This window comes from Bradyrhizobium sp. USDA 4011 (assembly GCF_054063415.1).
This window is the reverse complement of record NZ_JBSSGG010000001.1, coordinates 6,372,347-6,390,346: the sequence shown is the minus strand read 5'-3', so window position 1 is coordinate 6,390,346 and position 18,000 is coordinate 6,372,347. Positions and strand designations below refer to the sequence as shown.

The 18,000-nt window shown below is 59.5% G+C and carries 10 protein-coding genes and 3 pseudogenes; 2 read left to right on the top strand and 11 right to left on the bottom strand.

The annotated features are described in order from the left end of the window. Window positions 1-961: 961 nt before the first annotated feature. The 5 genes from ACVW1C_RS30130 to noeE all read right to left on the bottom strand — a co-directional run bounded on the left by ACVW1C_RS30130 (window position 962) and on the right by noeE (window position 7,107). Window positions 962-2,017 carry a HoxN/HupN/NixA family nickel/cobalt transporter gene (locus ACVW1C_RS30130; RefSeq protein WP_456763215.1) on the bottom strand — a complete coding sequence of 352 codons (1,056 nt, stop codon included), beginning with the start codon at window positions 2,015-2,017 and terminating at the stop codon, window positions 962-964. A gap of 476 nt (window positions 2,018-2,493) precedes the next feature. Beyond that, window positions 2,494-2,691 (bottom strand): hypothetical protein, encoded by a 198-nt coding sequence (locus ACVW1C_RS30125; protein WP_076829230.1) that lies wholly within the window; start codon window positions 2,689-2,691, stop codon window positions 2,494-2,496. Between the two features lie 119 nt (window positions 2,692-2,810). Continuing rightward, a complete protein-coding gene (cysN, locus tag ACVW1C_RS30120; protein WP_456761389.1) occupies window positions 2,811-4,685 on the bottom strand; it encodes a sulfate adenylyltransferase subunit CysN in 1,875 nt (624 codons plus the stop codon). After that, window positions 4,685-5,584: a sulfate adenylyltransferase subunit CysD gene (cysD, locus tag ACVW1C_RS30115; RefSeq protein WP_456761388.1), complete on the bottom strand. Its 900-nt coding sequence runs from the start codon at window positions 5,582-5,584 to the stop codon at window positions 4,685-4,687. Before cysD ends, cysN begins: the two co-directional genes overlap by 1 nt. 263 nt (window positions 5,585-5,847) lie before the next feature. Continuing rightward, window positions 5,848-7,107 (bottom strand): nodulation protein NoeE, encoded by a 1,260-nt coding sequence (gene noeE, locus ACVW1C_RS30110; protein ID WP_456761387.1) that lies wholly within the window; start codon window positions 7,105-7,107, stop codon window positions 5,848-5,850. 683 nt (window positions 7,108-7,790) lie between these two features. On the opposite strand from noeE, the gene ACVW1C_RS30105 reads away from it, so the two are divergent. Further along, window positions 7,791-8,342: a MarR family winged helix-turn-helix transcriptional regulator gene (locus ACVW1C_RS30105; RefSeq protein ID WP_456761386.1), complete on the top strand. Its 552-nt coding sequence runs from the start codon at window positions 7,791-7,793 to the stop codon at window positions 8,340-8,342. A gap of 659 nt (window positions 8,343-9,001) precedes the next feature. On the opposite strand, the gene ACVW1C_RS30100 is transcribed toward ACVW1C_RS30105, so the two are convergent. The 3 genes and pseudogenes from ACVW1C_RS30100 to ACVW1C_RS30090 all read right to left on the bottom strand — a co-directional run bounded on the left by ACVW1C_RS30100 (window position 9,002) and on the right by ACVW1C_RS30090 (window position 14,543). Then, window positions 9,002-9,187, bottom strand: a complete 186-nt coding sequence (locus ACVW1C_RS30100) for a hypothetical protein (protein WP_076829490.1) — start codon at window positions 9,185-9,187, stop codon at window positions 9,002-9,004. A 591-nt stretch (window positions 9,188-9,778) separates the two neighbouring features. Then, complete coding sequence (locus tag ACVW1C_RS30095; protein ID WP_456761385.1) at window positions 9,779-12,682, bottom strand: Ulp1 family isopeptidase; 2,904 nt, start codon at window positions 12,680-12,682, stop codon at window positions 9,779-9,781. 675 nt (window positions 12,683-13,357) lie between these two features. Further along, window positions 13,358-14,543 (bottom strand): annotated as a pseudogene (locus tag ACVW1C_RS30090) (IS110 family RNA-guided transposase). A 252-nt stretch (window positions 14,544-14,795) separates the two neighbouring features. Here ACVW1C_RS30090 and ACVW1C_RS30085 point away from each other — a divergent pair. Beyond that, window positions 14,796-15,007 (top strand): annotated as a pseudogene (locus ACVW1C_RS30085) (transposase domain-containing protein); the annotation flags it as partial. Window positions 15,008-15,138: 131 nt separating this feature from the next. Here ACVW1C_RS30085 and ccoS read toward each other — a convergent pair. From ccoS to ACVW1C_RS30070, 3 genes and pseudogenes are all read right to left on the bottom strand, one after another. Next, window positions 15,139-15,297: pseudogene (gene ccoS / locus ACVW1C_RS30080) on the bottom strand (cbb3-type cytochrome oxidase assembly protein CcoS); the annotation flags it as partial. After that, on the bottom strand, window positions 15,297-17,483 hold the full coding sequence (locus tag ACVW1C_RS30075; protein ID WP_456763214.1) for a heavy metal translocating P-type ATPase: 2,187 nt from the start codon (window positions 17,481-17,483) through the stop codon (window positions 15,297-15,299). The pseudogene ccoS and the gene ACVW1C_RS30075, both read right to left, overlap by 1 nt. Window positions 17,484-17,495: 12 nt before the next feature. Continuing rightward, complete coding sequence (locus ACVW1C_RS30070) at window positions 17,496-17,996, bottom strand: FixH family protein (protein WP_456727943.1); 501 nt, start codon at window positions 17,994-17,996, stop codon at window positions 17,496-17,498. Window positions 17,997-18,000: the final 4 nt, after the last annotated feature.

Genomic DNA, 18,000 nt, shown 5'->3' with positions numbered 1-18,000 from the left:
TTAAGCATTCGACTGAGTCTGTTGTGCACCAGCAAGAGCGATGCCAACATTGCACGACATCGAAAGGCGGAGAAGCGGACTAGCCCAGATGTGCGGCAGGCCAGACGATGACTGATGTCCTCGGAGGTGTTGCCGCTCTTTTATTGGCGATTTTCGAGCTCAATTTTCGGAGGTTTCTGGTTCTGGTCGCAGAACCAAGCCACCCCGCCAGCGATTGCGGACAAAGCAAACCAGTAGAGCACCGGGACTAACCGCGCTTGGCCATGGAGCGCAAATGCAGTTTTGAACGCCTGCAATCGGCCATTTCGATGTCGCTTGGGCCGGTGGTATTGAACCCGACATTGTTCGATGTCAGACGCACGGAGCTAATGACGCCGAAGACGCGCGATAATTAGCTCGATCTTGTCCATCACGTGCAACGATAGTCGCGTCGGCCGAACGCGGACCGTCGCAGTTGCCCTCTTGCATCGGACCGCTGAGGATTGCGGCATTGGCATGCCCGCCTTCTTGGACAGCCACGGCTTCGGTCGCGCCGGCGACGCCAGTCACGCAGCTTGTGTGCTTGAAGCCGTTTGTCATAGCCATTTTTCTTTATGGCGACCGTCACGACCCAACCATCTACCTTGCTGGGCTTTGGAACGCGCATCCGCCTGATGTCGTTTGTACCGGTGCCCCTGCAGCTCGGGAGCCACCAGACATAATGTCTGCTATCAACGATGAGGGACAGCTGTGGCATTCGTTGAGCCAAATGGCCTCCGCCGGACCTGGCGTGGCTCAGTTCAGCCCCGCTTGTAGCGACAATCCTATTCCCACAAAACTGTCAAGTCTGAGACTAGAGGGATGAATCATGCAGGAGCTCCCCATGCCGAGCGGAGACTCGTCGACCGAGATGCTTTCGCGCATCAGATCGCGCATAAGCTTGGAGGCTTCCGCGGGCCGAAGCTCATTTGGTTGTATGAGTTCACCCCGGCTTGAGCGGCTTTTCAAGTCCTTGCCAGCGATAGATCGCAAATGACAGCGCCCAACTGGCCAGGAAGATGCCGACCACGAGATAGCCGAAATTGGCCAAGCTCCCGTTGAGATCGTCCACTGCGCTCCAGAAGGTGCCTTCAAGCGCCAATTTGTTGGCGAGCAGGCCGAGTGCCTCGATGCCGCCGATCAGCAGCGCCACGACGACTGAGATGGCCGTAATGGTCAGATTGTACCAGATCTTGCGGATCGGATTGAGGAAAGCCCAGCCATACGCGCCGACCATCAAGACGCTGTCGGTCGTATCAACGAGCATCATGCCGGCGGTGAAGAGAGCCGGAAATATCATTACCGTGCTGAAGTCCAGCCCTCCCGAAGCCTGCCCGGCTGCGACGGTGAAAAGGCTGATTTCCGTCGCGGTATCGAATCCGAGGCCGAACAACAGACCGATCGCGAACATCTGCCAGCTTGCCGTCACCATGCGAAACAGCGGGCGCAAGAGCCGGGACAGCAAACCACGACCGGACAGAAGCAGATCGAACTCATGCTCTCCGATGTGTTCGCCACGCCGCGCACGCTGAAAGCTCCGCCAGACATCCCGTAGGATCACAAGGTTGATGGCGGCAATCGTCAGCAAGAAGAAGGCCGATGCACCGGTGCCGATGATGCTGCCAACCGCCCGGAACTCCTGGAAACCGCTTTGCAGCGCGAGCGCCGCAGCTGCGATCGCGGCGACCGCCACTGCAACCGACAAGGAATGACCAAGGGCGAAGAAAAGTCCGACCGCGAGGGGGTGTCTGCCATCCTGCATCAGCTTGCGAACGACATTGTCGATGGTCGCGATATGATCGGCATCGACGGCGTGCCGAAGGCCGAGCACATAGGCCAGCAACGCTGTCGCCAGCAGCGTCGGCCGCTCTGACAGCGCCACGATGGCCCAAGTCCAGGCGAAGCAATTGATGGCCAACAAGAAGGCATAGAGCGAGATGATTCGACTACGCGAGGCAACCGATGCGTCGTCTATGGCAAGCTTTAGATATGCGAACATGATCTTGCCTCGGCAGCGCATCCAAGGATGAGTTCGACCATGAACGTCCTTCGCTTCATAAGTGCCGCGCGCGTCAAAGCCGGTTCGTTCAGGCTGAAGACGAACCGACGGATACAGCATCCGATGATCATCACCATTCGCAGCACGAAATGGACAATCGCGCTGGTCGCAACGGCAGTGGAGTTGAGTGGCATTTCCTATCTCAGGGCTGGTGCCCCCTCGCGATGCAGGTTTTGTGCCGCTCTGCTGGGCTAACGTGCTGGGCCGCTTCGTGCGGCTTCTGTCCCGCCGTCAGCCGACGTCGCGCGACTCGTTGGCGAAGATCGTGAGACACAGTGGCTCAGGAAAAAGAGGTAGCTTTGCCTCTCAATCCCGGATTGCGGACGAGATCGAGGCGCCAGGACACTGCGGCTCCGCTGCACGAGAACCTGGCGCGGCGCTAGCCGCGCACGCAAAAAAAAGGTCGGTTGAAACACTCAGGCGACTGGAAGGCTGACTTCCTCTCTGTCCTTCGTCATGGCGTCATAGACTCTGACCTGGAGCATGGGACGGCGCTTCTTGAGCTCTTGCGCTCCTGCCCAGGCTCCGTCTCTTGTCGCGAATTCGGTTTTCAATTGACCGTCGACTTCGAGCACATAGCCGGAAGCAGGCAATCGACGAGTGGATGCAACCATCTTAATCCTTCAGCATCGACGAATCCGATCGATGCTCCCACTTAACCCGAGTCGCCTTTGCCAGACCAGTAGGCTGGTGAGCGGCGTCCGCGACGACGAAGCGACAGGTTTATCGCTGCTCATCGCAGAGGAGTGCGCGCCATCACGGCGTCGACGACGACTTCCGCGGCTTGCTCTGGGGCCTGCTCCATCGTCCTGAGATGAATTTCCGGCCTTATCGGAGCCTCGTAGGACGCATCGATGCCTGTGAAGTTCTTGATCTCACCGGCTTTTGCCTTTGAGTAGAGACCCTTTGGATCCCGCCTTGCGCATTCCTCGATTGGCGTATCGACAAAGACTTCGATGAACTCGTCCTTGCCGATCAGGCTGCGAACCATGTCTCGTTCGGACCTGTAGGGGGAGATGAACGAGCAGATCACGATCAATCCGCTGTCCAGCATCAACTTGGCGACGTGTCCGACGCGCCGAATGTTCTCCACCCGCTCAGGCTTCGAGAAGCCTAGGTCCGCGTTCAATCCGTTTCGGAGGTCGTCACCATCCAGCAGCATGGCATGCCGCGACATTGCGAACAGCTTCTGATCAACCATGTTGGCGATCGTCGACTTTCCCGCCCCCGACAGACCGGTGAACCAGACGACGCAAGGCTTCTGATCCTTGAGCGCGGCGCGCTCACCCCTGCTCACCGAAAGCGTCTGCCAGGGAACATTGCTGGCCCGCCGCAGCGGAAACGCAATCATGCCGGCACCGACCGTGCGATTGGTGCAACGATCAATGACGATAAATGAACCGGTTTTCCGGTTGACGTCGTAAGGATCGAATGCGGCGGGCAGTGCAGTCGCAACATTGCAGAACGCGATCTCATTGAGAGAAAGCGTCTCGGCCGCCAGGTGCTCACATGTGTTGACATCGATCCGATGCCTGATTGCGGTAATGCCGCCGGCAACCGTCTGCGAGCCAATCCGCAGGATGTAATTTCGCCCGGGAGCGAGCGGCTCGCTGTCCATCCAGATCAGATAAGCGGCGAATTGGTCGGCGACGCTGGGGCGTTCGGTTGGCCGCGACAGAAGATCGCCACGGCCGATATCGATCTCGTCTTCCAGCGTAATGGTGACGGCATCGCCGGCTTCGGCGTCGACAAGGTCGCCGTCCTGGGTCACGATCCGCTTGATGCGGGTGGTCCGTCCGGATGCGGCGACAACGACATCGTCGCCTGCCGAGATCCTGCCGGAAGCCACCGATCCGGCGTAGCCGCGAAAATCCGGATCGGGCCGGTTCACCCATTGGACTGGAAAGCGGAAAGCCTGGCTTGCCGTGTCGGACTGGATATCAATGCTCTCCAAATGCTCCATCAGGCAAGGACCATGATACCACTTGGTATGAGCGGACCGATCGACGACGTTGTCGCCGTGACGGGCAGAGATCGGAATCGGAACAATCGAGCTAAAGCCAAGGCCGGCGGCAAAGGCCAGATAGTCGGCGACGATCCGATCGAAAGCAACCTTGCTGTATGCGACAAGGTCGATCTTGTTCACTGCCAGCACAACATGGCGAATGCCAAGCAGCGAACAGATAAAGGAGTGGCGGCGGGTCTGAACCAACACACCCTTGCGGGTATCGATCAGGATGATTGCGAGCTGCGCATTCGAGGCACCGGTTGCCATGTTGCGGGTGTACTGCTCGTGACCGGGAGTGTCAGCCACCATGAAAGAGCGCCGCGGCGTCGTGAAGAAGCGGTAAGCGACGTCGATCGTGATGCCCTGCTCCCGTTCGGCCTCGAGCCCATCCACGAGCAGCGCGAAGTCGATGTCGGCGCTGCCGTGCCTGATGCTGTCGCGTCTCACTGCCGCAAGCTGATCTTGGTAGATCATCTTGCTGTCGTGCAGCAACCGGCCGATCAGGGTCGATTTTCCATCGTCCACCGAGCCGCACGTTATGAATCGCAGCTGGTCCCTTGCACGAGGGTGGACAGGTTTCGATATTGCTATGGAAGTCATCAGAAGTAACCTTCCCGCTTCTTCTTCTCCATAGAAGCGGCTTCATCGGTATCAATCAGGCGTCCCTGACGCTCCGACACCGACGCAGTCTGCATTTCTGCGACGACGTCTTCGATCGTCGTCGCATCGGATTCAATGGCCCCGCTCAAGGGATAACATCCCAGCGTGCGAAAACGGATCATGCGCATTTGCGGCGTCTCATCGCAGTTGAGCGGCAATCGCCTGTCGTCGACCATGATCGTCGCGCCGTTTCGGCGCACCGTCGGTCTTTGCTTTGCGAAGTAAAGCGGGACGACCGGGATTTTTTCGAGCATGATATATTCCCATACGTCGAGCTCGGTCCAGTTTGACATCGCAAACACGCGCATGCTTTCGCCCTGGCGTATCCGCGTGTTGAACAGGCTCCAGAGCTCCGGCCGCTGGTTGCGGGGGTCCCATACGTGTCCGGCCGAACGGAAGGACAGTATCCGTTCCTTGGCGCGGCTCTTTTCCTCGTCACGCCTGGCTCCGCCAAGCGCGGCATCAAATCCGTAAAGCTCGAGCGCCTGCTTCAGGGCGTCGGTCTTCATCACCTGGGTATGAAGCGCCGAGCCGGAGTCGATCGGATTGATGCCGCGTGCAATGCCCTCCTCATTCACATGGACGATCAGCTCGACGCCGAGCCGCTTGGCCGTCGCGTCCCGAAAGCTGATCATCTCGCGGAACTTCCAGGTCGTGTCGACGTGAAGCAGGGGGAAAGGCAATTTTGCCGGATAGAACGCCTTGATTGCGATGTGCAGCAAAACGCTCGAGTCTTTTCCGATCGAGTAAAGCATGACCGGCCTTTTGAACTCGGCGGCCACCTCACGCATGATTTCGATCGATTCAGCTTCAAGCCGGCGCAGATGTTTTGGCAGCATATGTGTTCTTTTCGATGCAGGATCCCGGTTCCGCAGCCCCGGCCCAGAGGAGGAATGTCGGGTGCGAGCTCGCCGGTGCGTCGCTATCCAAGCGATCAACTGCCGGTTGGGCAGCGGACTGACTGACACTCTCGGGGCATGTCGCATTCCACCGTGGTGCCGCCGGCGCCTGCCTCACACGTTATTGGCGCAGATCAACTCGTTGAGTGGTAGGGAGTCTGGCTAAATCAGCCAGCGTGTTTTGATCGCAAGCATCCATCACCCTAAGCCATATTGACGATCTGCTCAAGCCGAGCGACCTCGCCTCGCAATATCTCGATAGCCGCGTCGCGAGTCCGAATAGCATCGAGCCCTGCAGCTCGATCAGCTTCTGACGCCAACAGTGCCTGTTGCAGCTGCGCTTTCATTGGATCGGCCAGCAGCAAATTTTCGGCAAAGCCGGGGGCGGACAAGTCTTGCGCCTGCATCACGGACATGTCGCACGTGGCACGAAAGTTCTCTGGAAGCTGCCGAGCAGTGTGGACTTGCTGGGATTGAGATGGCCCAGACGATGCTGCCGCCTTGCCAGCTCGCAAATCCCACCAGGTTCGGAATATCTGTCGATAGAGTTCAGTTAGATGAGGTCCCCTATCGACAACTCCGGCTTGCTGTGCAAGCAGCAGTTCCCCCTCATAGCCGAGTTCTGTCAAAAGCTTGGTGCCGACCAGGTCGGTCACGGTTTGCATCTCTTCGACGCTTAGTTGGGATTGCCATGTCTTGAGAGAGCGTTGATCGACCGCGTTTCGTTCCAGGATCTTTCGATCTCCGAAGCTGCTGGATCGAAGATAATCTACTTGTCCCATGCTCGCATATGCGGCGGCCGCCGGATCACAGCCGAGTCCCAATAGCAGGCGCCGAATCTCTTGGTCCGGATGCGCCACCAGGAGTTCATATCGCACCAGCTGTGTCTGCGCGCGCGTGCGGTGCGCTGCCAGCCTGGGAAAGCCCAGAACCAAATCGGCAAGTGAAGATATGATGACATCGGGCAGCCGGAGCATGAGATCGGCGAGGCTGGAGACGCTGACCGAATAGGAGCTCTCGGCCCGAAGCGGGATGCCCCACGTGGATTTCAGTGAAGCCGCGATGGCATAAGGATTGCGCAGCAAAAGGATGTGTGGCGCTTCTGGATAGACACGTTCAAGGAATTCGAGCGCCGTCCAATAGCGTGGCGTTTTGTCTATGATGATCCGCTTGCCCGCTGCTGTCAGGTACTGACCGTATGCGGCATCGGCGAAAGCCCGGATGGCAATCGTCCGATCGATGCGCCCCAGGAATTCGGAGGTTGCGACCTCAATCAACGAGGGTCCTGCCGGGTGGCGTTGATCCACCCTTCCAAAAGCTTCAAGTGCCAACATCAACCAGGGTTCAGGCGGAGCCAGGACGTCTGGATGGCGTTGGAGCAGGTGCGCCAGGAGTGTCGTCCCGGCTCGTGGAAGTCCGAGGAGAAAGCAGACCGCAGGCGAACGGCCAGAAGCACTACTCATAATTCAGGTCCCTCTTGAAGAGCGAGCCGCGTTCGATTGAGCGAAATAAAGCCGGCCGTAGCCTCAGTTGAGGCGTCCGCTCGCATACCAAGCGTTACTGCTACGAGGATTTCGCCTGCCACTCATGATTTGAGAGCCGTTAAGTTCAATCGGTTGGGCGGGGATCGCAGAAGCGTTTGACAGCTGCGATCGACCCCGATTGCTCCACAGTTAGGGCGAAGTCAAGGACCAGCGCAACTGCACGAAGGTCTGCTTCGCATATGGGAAAGATGGAATGAACTATACGGAAGTTTACCGGGCAACGACCGCGGGGCATGGGGCGATATCAGATACAGTCGACGCGATGCTGCTTGCCAGCCCATTGAAGACGTAAATGCAACATGCACTTCCCCGGTGCTCGGCGTACACCGGAGAAGTTCGACAAATAGAGCGGACCGGCCGGCGAGCGGGACAAAGAATGAGGGCATCTCAAATGGCAGGTCGGATCAAATCTTTTCAGCGCGCGATATCGGTCCCGGCGCAACTGCCTGCCGCTGCTCGGCCAACACAATGAGCGTTTTGCACGTCTACCAACCTGCCCGTCGCAAGTCTCCCATCTGTCCGAACTGTACCAACTATCTGACTTGCTTGTTCTTGCGGCGTTGTCCCGATTTCTAATCCGCGCTAATGGAAGTCTGTAAAGGATGGAACCCTGGCCCACGATGCCGCCGGATTTACCTAGTCCAGCAACCGCGCCTTATCGTATCTCCACTGACGGACAGGAGATATTCCGGCCGTTCATGTGGGAGATCAGATCGATCAATGCCTGCCTCGAAGAACTCGCCAAATTTCGTGCCGATGTGCTTGGCATCACTGGGCCACAGTGGATGATCCTGATGGCAGTGGACTATCTGGGCAGAGAAAAAGGTGTGTCCGTCAACCTGGTGTCACGCTTGATGCACGTCGATCCTTCCTTCGTCACGACCCACTCAAAAATCTTGGAGAAGAAGGAGTTCTTGCGGCGCAAGCCATCCACAGCCGATGCGCGAGTAGTTGAGATGTCGCTGACCGCCAAAACGCGCAAGCATCTCGCAAGGTTGACGCCTCGAGAAGAGGCGCTGGATGTGCAGGCTTTTGACGAATTCGGTCGCGACAAATCAAGCGAGTTCATTACCGGGCTGGCCGCAGTGAGGCACCGCTTGGAGAAGGCCCGCTCTGGCATCCGGAAGACCAAAACGAGCAATCGTCAGAAATGAAGCTGGCTAACCATCCGACTCTCCCGGCCTTCGAATATTTCGTGAGGCGGCGCGGTCGAAGGTGGTTATGGTCCCTTCACACCGCCGAAGGCGTGCAGGTGATGATGGGTTCAGCACGCAATCGCTCCACCGCCGTCTATCAAGCCAACAGAGCGCTTTTTCAGTTGCTGCTGAGCGCGCCTTATCGCTTGGCAGCTCAAGTTCCTCAACAGGGTCCGCGGCCACCGCTTACGCCAAAGCTTTAGCCTAGCACGAGCTTCGACAGCGGCGGCGCAGGTGTCAAGACTTGCAGCGATGCGGCTTGCTAGTTGGAGCTCCCCTTCTCGCCGTCACCGAGGACAATCGTGGCCCTTAACAGCGATCCCTCACATTCTTTCAACCCTTAATGGAAACGAGCGACCATCGAAACCTTTCCAGTCTGGAAACATTCGAAGCAGGACCGGTCGTCAGATTGTCTTCGCTCTCGATCGTGAAGAGCAAAGCGGCCTTCGCGGTCGTACTCCTTTAACCTCGAAGATGACGAAGCACTGGAGTGACAAAGGAAGCGCGTGAAAAGCTCTATCCACAGCAATTGGCAGACCCTGCAAAACAATTTCAACGGCCGTAAAGGGCGGCCTGCGAGCCGCCCTACTGTGCCGGCTACCAGCCTGCTAAGTAGGCTATCGCTGATGTCCGAGCCCTATTCCGAGATTTAGCGCCTTCTGGCGCAACGCACCGACGCTGCGTTTGGTCATTTTTGCGATTTTTATGACGGGGGTCCGAGCCTTCGAATGGACCTTGAGCTCCTTGATATCTGCCTTGGTCCACTCGCGCCGCTTAACGCGTTTCTTGGTTGCTTTTTTCACAGTGAATGCTCCTTTTGAGAGGAGCGGCTTGTAGCATAGTTTTTTCGGAGCGACGATTGTAAAAAAGAGGCAATCATAGGAACTCGCGCCATCATATGTGTTCAGGAGACAAAGCACCTCAACTATTGTAATCCTAGTAACAGATGCCGTCCTGAGAGGCTTCGCTTGGTTATTCGAAGCTATGCCCGCAGACCAACATGTTGCTGGAAGGACGTGAGCAAGCAGGCACGGTAAGCTTGAACAAACTCCAAATCAGGCATGTTCGTGATTTGTATTGAGCGTGCAGGCTCAACGCTCGAGGACCGTGAAACATCGTAGCAATCTCTACCACGGTCGGCCTACTAGGCTTGGCGCGCTGCGCTGTCTAGACTGTCAGACCTGCGCCGAGCCGACAGGCCCGCCGATCAGCAGGTCGCCTGACCTTCGCGCGATGCCATCCATGGAGCTCGCCGTGCCCGCGTTCATGCGTCGATCAGGTGGTCTCGTCGTCTGCGTACTCAGTTCTTCAAGTGAGACACTATGATGCTTTGCGAACACACCGATTGCGGATTTTCGATCGGCGCGAAGCGCATTTACAGGCGCGCGCCCTGTTCAGCTGAAGCCGACACCAGCGCCTAGTCTGTCCCGCAGTGCCGGTCGACTGATGACAAGATCGGTGAGGTCCAGGTCCGGCCGTCTTGCTGCCAATCGTCTTACAAGTTCACGGGTGCCGTCCACGACAAAGACGCCGCAGTCATAACCGTTCTGCTGCTGTCTTATCGGGGCCTGTTGCAGGTTAGCGTCGAGCCGTCCTGCGAGTTCCGCTGCCGGCCTGTCATTGTATCCCTGGGTGGAGTCATAGTGATAGGCGGCCGGTCCGCCCCAATTGCGGCGATCAACCAACAGCAGCGACCAGTGACTGCCGCGCTGATGTCTATCCGTATTGCTGGCATCGCTTACCGGCAGAAACAGGAAGTCGGCAGTATCATGACGAACCCACCCTAATGCTCGTTCGGCTACCTCCTTGGAGGGGGATCGCAACATTTGGGCTATCAGGGGATCCACGAACCGAGTCCGGGCGGCGAGATCCGGATTGTTCTGCAGCAACTCCTGCGCCAGGAGCTCATAGTCCCGGTGGATATGCTCGTCACCCAGCCACTGCGTGGGGCCCAGCACGGCTTCGCTACGCTGGCCGGAAGAGGCAACGGTAGCCGAGGGGCCGATCTGAGCACCCGGGACGGGAGACGGGCGAGGATGATGGATGACCTGCGCACCGCGGCGTCCTAGCGACCCCAATGGGATCGAGCGGGTCTCACCATTGACGGAGATCTGGGTTGGGCCGCTGGACTGGGGCGGCGGGACCCCGATGTTATCCCGGACATTGCGAAAGAAATCCGGCACCGGCTGACGCCCATCCTGCCAATCCGCGTCGACTCGGTGTCCGATGTCCTCAAGCGCCTGACGTACGCCCGGCCGCCCGACGAGGAACGCGGGTTTATCGGCAGGGCTGAGCACCGGCGCTGACTGAGCATCGTCGCGCATCTGCTGCGGCGTGTAGGGCAGGTCAACGAAAGACTGAAGACCGCGGAAGGTATCTCCCGATTGAGCTGGCGCGTCCGATGGTGCGGTGAAGAGCGGCGGCTTGGCGGCGATCCCACCCACCGGCGCTGACTGAGCATCGTCAAGCATCTGCTGCGGCGTGTACGGCAGATCAACAAAAGACTGAAGACCGCGGAAGGTGTCTGCCGACTGAGCTGGCCCGTCCGATGGTCCGGTGAAGAGCGGCGGTTTGGCGGCAGCCACGCCCGCCGGCGCTGACTGAGCATCGTCAAGCATCTGCTGCGGCGTGTACGGCAGATCAACGAAAGACTGAAGACCGCGGAAGGTGTCTGCCGACTGAGCTGGCCCGTCCGATGGTCCGGTGAAGAGCGGCGGTTTGGCGGCAGCCACGCCCGCCGGCGCTGACTGAGCATCGTCAAGCATCTGCTGCGGCGTGTACGGCAGATCAACGAAAGACTGAAGACCGCGGAAGGTGTCTGCCGACTGAGCTGGCCCGTCCGATGGTCCGGTGAAGAGCGGCGGTTTGGCGGCAGCCACGCCCGCCGGCGCTGACTGAGCATCGTCAAGCATCTGCTGCGGCGTGTACGGCAGATCAACGAAAGACTGAAGACCGCGGAAGGTGTCTGCCGACTGAGCCGGCGCGTCCGATGGTCCGATGAAGAGCGGCGGTCTGGCGGCAGCCCCACCCACCGGCGCTGACTGAGCATCGTCTCTCACTTCCGGCGACGTGTATGGCAGGTCAACGAAAGAGTCGAGGCCTCGGTAGATCGCCGACGACCCCTCTGGTACCGCTTCCGGCGTCGGCCACTCAAAATCGTGAGGCAGGTGCGGCGACCACGTTGAGCTCGACTCCTCACGCCGCGGCTCCCCACCCGCCTGCTCAGGGGAGACGCCCAGCGCTGCGTTCGCCTTGACGAGCCATAGGTAGCTCCGAAGACGATCGAAGCCCATGTCAGCGTTTCGACTGGCTTTTTTAAAGTCCGTGTGATCGTCGTTCAACGACTTTTGCTGCTCACTGGTGCCGGTGAGCCGGCTCACTATGCTCCCTCGCCCGTTCCTCTGGAGCCAAGCACCGAATCTTCGTTGGTTGCCGGCCAGATCTTGAACAACTTTTCTCCGGCTCGTATCCTCGGGTTTGAGCAGGCTCAGCTCTGCCTTTTCCAGGCTATCAATGATGTGGGCGTCATCGGGATAAAGATGCAATGTGGGGGACGGGACAGCATGACCGCGGGGTTTCCGAGACGCACGCGCTCCGGAAACGTGCTCGGCATCGCCGACCTTGCTTAACGCGAACAATAGATGCTCGTCCTTCGGGAACAACTTCTGAGCAAATTCAATGCGCGCAGCGTGGTCTAGCCCGGATATCGAGTAGCCCGCAAGTTTAAGCGCATTGGAAAATCTGCGAAGACTACGATCATGACGAGCAGCGCTGCCCGACGTCATGCCGCTGGCATTAAGCCGCTCTGAGAGGGGCGCGTCTTCCGCTGAGGGGATCGTGCGCGGCCGCCCGCCAGAAGCTCCATAGCTCGGATCATGATACGAACGAAGGATATTCAACCCCTTCTTCATGTCCTCGTCCTTTGGGAAGTAAGTCTTGACGTGACGGACCAAGGACTCGTGGTCCCCCAGAACAATCGTTAGGCGATGAGCGCCAAGATGATTTCCAAGTCGGCGAAGCGCCTGAGTATAGCGCTTAACCGTCTTCGGGTTTGGCTTTTTCTGATCCGCATATTGGGCAATCGCCTTATCGATAGTGCCCCGATGTTCTGCAGAGAGATGGGGATGGTGGTTGCGGCCGCCACCGGAGACAGGACCCGGATCCGGTGGGCGCGCCTCGGCCAAGTGCTGCTCAAAGCCCGCTTGCCCGGCATGGCCGCCCTGGTGCTCTTCCAAGACGGCGTGCTGCACCTGGGACCAAGCGGTTACATTGGATGGATCGGAATTATACGGGTCCACGCCAGCCTCACGTCCAAGAAATCAATTGAGCTGATCTTATCTGGATAGGCTTTCCAGAAGCTGACGAGGCCGTCGCTTGTGGAACAATGCATCGCCACACCCGCAGAGTGAAAATCCCCCCGCGGCTCTCAATCGTCGCAAGCTTCATGGGTTTCAGGACCTACCTTTCTCGCGGTCAATGAAGCTTCCGGGGCATGGGAGCCGAGGACTCGTCATTGCTCTCGTTGCAAAAGCGGCATACGGCGGCGCCACAGGAGCCTTTCCGCGATTCCTTCCTCCTTCATTCGCTCTCTCATCAGCTATCCAAAGTGAGGGTATTGCTCGTGACATCGAGGAGCGCATTGCCTCACTAAAAGTGTTACCGGACGACTTCCCTGTCGTGCCGTATCTCGACGCCGGTTACCGTCGCATGGGTTGGCTAAGAGGTTTATCGGTAAGCGGATAACAATTTGGCAGCGCATTGATCGGGGTGAGATAACGGAACTGCAGAGACTGAGCGATGACAAGAAAGCGAAGGAAGACTGGCATGCGGCCGAGCGATTGTTGGAGAGCGCACTGCCCTTCGAGGTCGTGACACCTCTGAATTACATGCTCAGGCGCTGGCACGATTTCGCCCGCGTCCTCGACGGAGGCAGGATCTGCTTGACCACGGATGGTGTTGAGAAGTCCTTACCTTCAGTTCGTGGCAACTTTTTTTGGTTTTTCCTTCCAGGCAGCCACCATGCGTTCGTAGGCCTGCTCGACGCGTGCGACGTAACCAGCTTCCCGTTCGCGGATTTCTTTGATCCAATAGTCCCGGCCCGGGCCAGCCTTGCCGTAGGCACGGGGAGCCCCAGCCTTCAGAGCCACCTTCCGAAGTTTCATCGCGGTGAACGCTGGCCGCGCGTAAGCGTAGTCCTTCCCGGTCGTCAGGACGTGCCAGATCATGACTGCGAGCTTGCGCGCCGTCGCGACGGCTGCGACCCCGGCCCCGTGCTTTTTCTGCGTGCGGTTTAAAGAATGCTCGCAACGGACCCGGCGCCGTCTTGGCTGACCACGCCGCCTCAACCAGCATCTTGCGGGCGTCACGGTTGCCCTGCATCGAGATCCGGCCATGCCGTGCCGAGTGCTCGCCTGACTGCCGAACCCGCGGAGTCAACCCGAAATAGCTGCTGAGCTTATCCGGCGACGGGAAGCGTGCGATGTCGCCGATGGAGGCCAGTACACTCGATGCGACAACCGAACTCACGCCGGGGATCGTCATCAGCTTGAGAGCCCGTGGATCGTCCAGAGCCTGCTGGGCCACGACTTTGTCGATCCCGCCAGTTGCTTCGTCACGCGTTCGAGTTCCGCGATCAGACGCGGAGCATTGCACGCTCCTCCGAGGAAGAGGCAGACTGTCCAGCCAATGCTGTCCGCGCTTGCCGAAGAGATAGCCCTTGTAGGGCGGAATGAGGTTGGCATGCAGGATAGCCTTCATGCGTCCTTTAATCCGGATGATCTGCGCCAGGACGCCAGCGCGCTCGGCCATCTGGCGCCGGCGGCTGTAGGTGCCCTCGTCAGCAACCCAGACCTCCGGCAAGAAGCCGGCAGCATGCAACTTTGCCAGGGTCGCAGCATCGACCTTGTCCGTTTTGACTCGCGCATAGGCGATCGCCCGAACGAGCCTCGGATTGGCGACCGCCACGCGCTTAACGTGCGGGCGCAGAAGACGTTCGACCGCCGCGCTGTTGCCCGTCACCTCGATGACCACCTCATCCTCGAGGCTGAGTGTCTTGGCGAAGGCGACAAGCCGATCGTGGATGAGATCTACGCGGAGCTGTCGGATTATTGTTCCGTCCTCCAGGATCGCCACCTGGGCGAACGATCGATGGATGTCCATACCAACGATTTGCATGCTTGGTTCTCCTTTGTCTTAGGAGCCAGTGGCTTGCACGACATCTACGGATCCGCGCTCGCAGCGCGGCCGGGCAAGTCGTAGGGGGCGGCCAAGTAACAAAGCGAGCTCACAGCTCATGGTCATGGCGGCCCGCCACCGTTTCGTGCTCCAGCGCCCCTATCCCGGCTTCGACAGACTAATCCGGACGACCAGTCCTCTCCACCGGGTTTGAGCGCTGAAAACATCATGCCCTTTAACAATTGTGCAGAGCGTGCATTGAGAGGCATCGTTTTGGGAAGGTGGAACTGGACCTTCGCCGGCAGCCAGCGCTGCGCCAACCGGGCCGCCATCATGTTGACGGCGATCACGACCTGTCGCCTCAAGAGGTCACCCCCAAGGCTTGGTTCGACCACGTCCTCGCCCGTATCGCCAATCTTCCCGCATCGCGTCTGCACGAATTGCCCTGATCGACAAGTTGTCACTGCATGTCTTTGCAACCGTGCGTCTCTCAGCTGCGCCGCGGACCACCGGAACGGCCAAGATAGCACTTCTCCTCAGAGCGGAGACCGTCGCAATCACGCTGGCCCATCTGCACTATTTGGACCGGCGCCTCGTCGGGCTCGTCATCGGCGAGGGCGCGCCAAGCCGCGCCATCGAGATCGTCATACTGACCACTGTTTAGCGACCACAGAAAGCCGAGCAGGCCAACGAAGCCCAGTGCAAGAGCGAGTGGAACCAGATAGAGTAGGACCTCCATCAGGTTGCCTCGCTCCTTCGCGCCCGCAGCGCATTGAGCATGACCAGCACCGACGAACCTGACATCGCCGCGGCGGCAATCAGCGGCGTCACCAGACCGGCGATCGCAACCGGCACCGCCAGGACATTGTAGACGACAGCGAGCCATAGGTTCTGCCGCATCAGCCGCAGCGCCTCGCGCGAGGTCATAACTGCCGTCATCACGGGCCGAAGACGCTCACCGAGAAAGACCGCATCAGCGACCGCCTGGCTCATGTGAGTGGCCGTAACAGGCGACATCGAGGCATGAGCCGTTGCAAGCGCGGGTGCATCGTTCAAGCCATCGCCGACCATCAGTACCTTGTATCCCTCACCTGTCAGGCTTTCGACCCGGGCGACCTTATCCGTCGGTGAGACGCCGGCGCGCCAATTTTGAATGCCGAGCGTCGCGGCCGTGCGCCGAACTGCTGCCTCGCGATCTCCCGACACGATCTCTACTTCTATCCCAAGGCTCGCGAGGGCTGCGACGACCTCGGGCGCGTCTGGCCGCATGCGTTGGCGGACGGCGAAGACATGCTTGCTGTCGCCGTGGCTAAAGGCGACGATAGAAGCCTCTGGATCACGGCAAAGAGTCTCCTCAACGAGGATGTCAGCGAAACAGAAGGACGGGCGGCCGAGCCGGATCTCCGATCCTTGATAGTACCCCCTAACACCCTGCCCCGGCTCCTCTTCGATATCGGCCAGCGGCTCGCTTGCGCCGGCAGCTCGCGCCACGGCAGCGGCGACCGGATGGCGGCTCGATAATGCAAGCCGGCCCGCCAATTGGACGACATCGTCGGGAATGCTGGCGAAATTGGCGACATCGAGCTCCGGCAATGTCAGCGTTCCGGTCTTGTCGAAGACCACCCGGTTCACTTCCGCTATACGCTCAATCGCATCCCCGGCGTTGAGCAGCACCCCGGACCGGAACAGCGCGCCGGAGGCTACCGTCTGTACCGCGGGTATAGCCAAACCCAGCGCGCAAGGGCAGGTGATAATCAAGACGGCGACCGCCGTGACGATCGCATCATGGAAGGTTGCGCCAGAGGCAAGCCAACCGAGCAACGTCAGGAAGGCAGTTGCATGGACGATCGGTGCATAGAGCCGCGACGCGCGCTCGGCCAGGCGCAGGTAGCGCGAGCGCGCCTGCAGGGCATGATCAAGTAGCCGAGAATTCTCGGCGAGCAGCGTGTCCTCCGAGGTAGCCACCGCGCGGACGCGCAAGGTGCCCGATCGCACCAATGTACCGGCGAACACTGCGCTGCCGGGCGCCACGAGCGCGGGCGAGGTCTCACCCGTAATGAGGCTTTGATCGACCTCAGAGCGGCCCTCGATCACGTCGCCATCGACGGTACAGCATTCGCCGGGTCGCACCAGCACGACGTCCCCCGGTTTGATCGTTGATGCCGGAACTGTTCTGATCTCCGTCGGGCCTATGAACTTCGCGGCGGTCTCCGCCTTGAGCGCGGCAAGATTCCCGGCGAAGGCGCGGGTGCGCCGTCTCATGTTCTGGTCGAGATAGCGGCCTGCGAGCAGGAAGGCGATCAACATGATCGCCGCGTCAAAATATGCATGCTCGGCATGAGCGACAGTCTCGATCAGCGAAGTCGCCAACGCGAGCAAGATGCCGATGCTGATCGGCACGTCCATATTGGCCCGGCGAGCCCGTAGCGCGGTAAAGGCTGAGGAGAGGAACGGCTGCGCCGAATAAGCCGCGGCCGGCAGCACGATCAGCGCGGAGAGCCAGTGAAAGAAGTCGCGCTGCTCGGGCAGCATGTCCGAGACATTGCCGGACCATACCGGGATCGAGAGCATCATCACGTTCATCGCGGCAAAAGCAGCCACGCCCAGCCGCCGCAGCAAGTCCCGCGCCCGCTCCGATTCCAGTGTCTCCGCGTCGTCCCGCTGAAAGGGATATGCCCGATAGCCCAGTTCAGCGAGCCGTTTGATGAACAGCGCTGGATCGAGCGCGCCTGCTTTCCATTCCAGCGCCAGTCGGTTGTCGGCGAGATTCACGCGCGCCGAGATCACGTCCGGAATGCTCGATAGATTGCGCTCGATCTTGCCCATGCAGCCCGCGCAATTGATCCCTTCTACCGCGAGGTCGAGTTGGATGAAGCCCGTTCCTGTCCTCTTCAAATAGTGCGAAAAGTCGACGTCATCCTGCATGCTCATATGCCCTCAGTCCAAGACGATGCGATTTTTCGAAAAAAACATGCGGCGGCCGTCAGTGCCGCCTTCGATCACGAGATCCCACTGCCCGATAGCGACCCCCTCGACGTCCCCGCGGTAGGTTCCAGCACTGCCCTCCGCCACATTGATCGCGCGATCGGCCCGGCGGTCCACCGGCCGCTCGAGCCGGGCCAGGAAATTCATTCCTACGAGAGGCGCGCCTGCGCGATCGCGTGCCTCGATCGCAAGCACCGCCCGGCCATCGGACTGCCGTTGGACATGTACCTGCACCTGCCAGCTTCGCTCGTTCTGCTCCCGCGCCGCCAAGATTTCACGCTGATAGGCGAGGCTCGCGCTGTAGGCGCTGTCAACCTCTGTTCCCGGCAGCGTCGTGATGGCAAAACGCATCATGATCAAATTGGCGCCAATCACGACCGAAAAGAAAGCGAGCATGGCGATCAGGACAAAGCGTCCGGTGATGGGCCGCGCGACTGGAATTGATGCGGTCATTGGC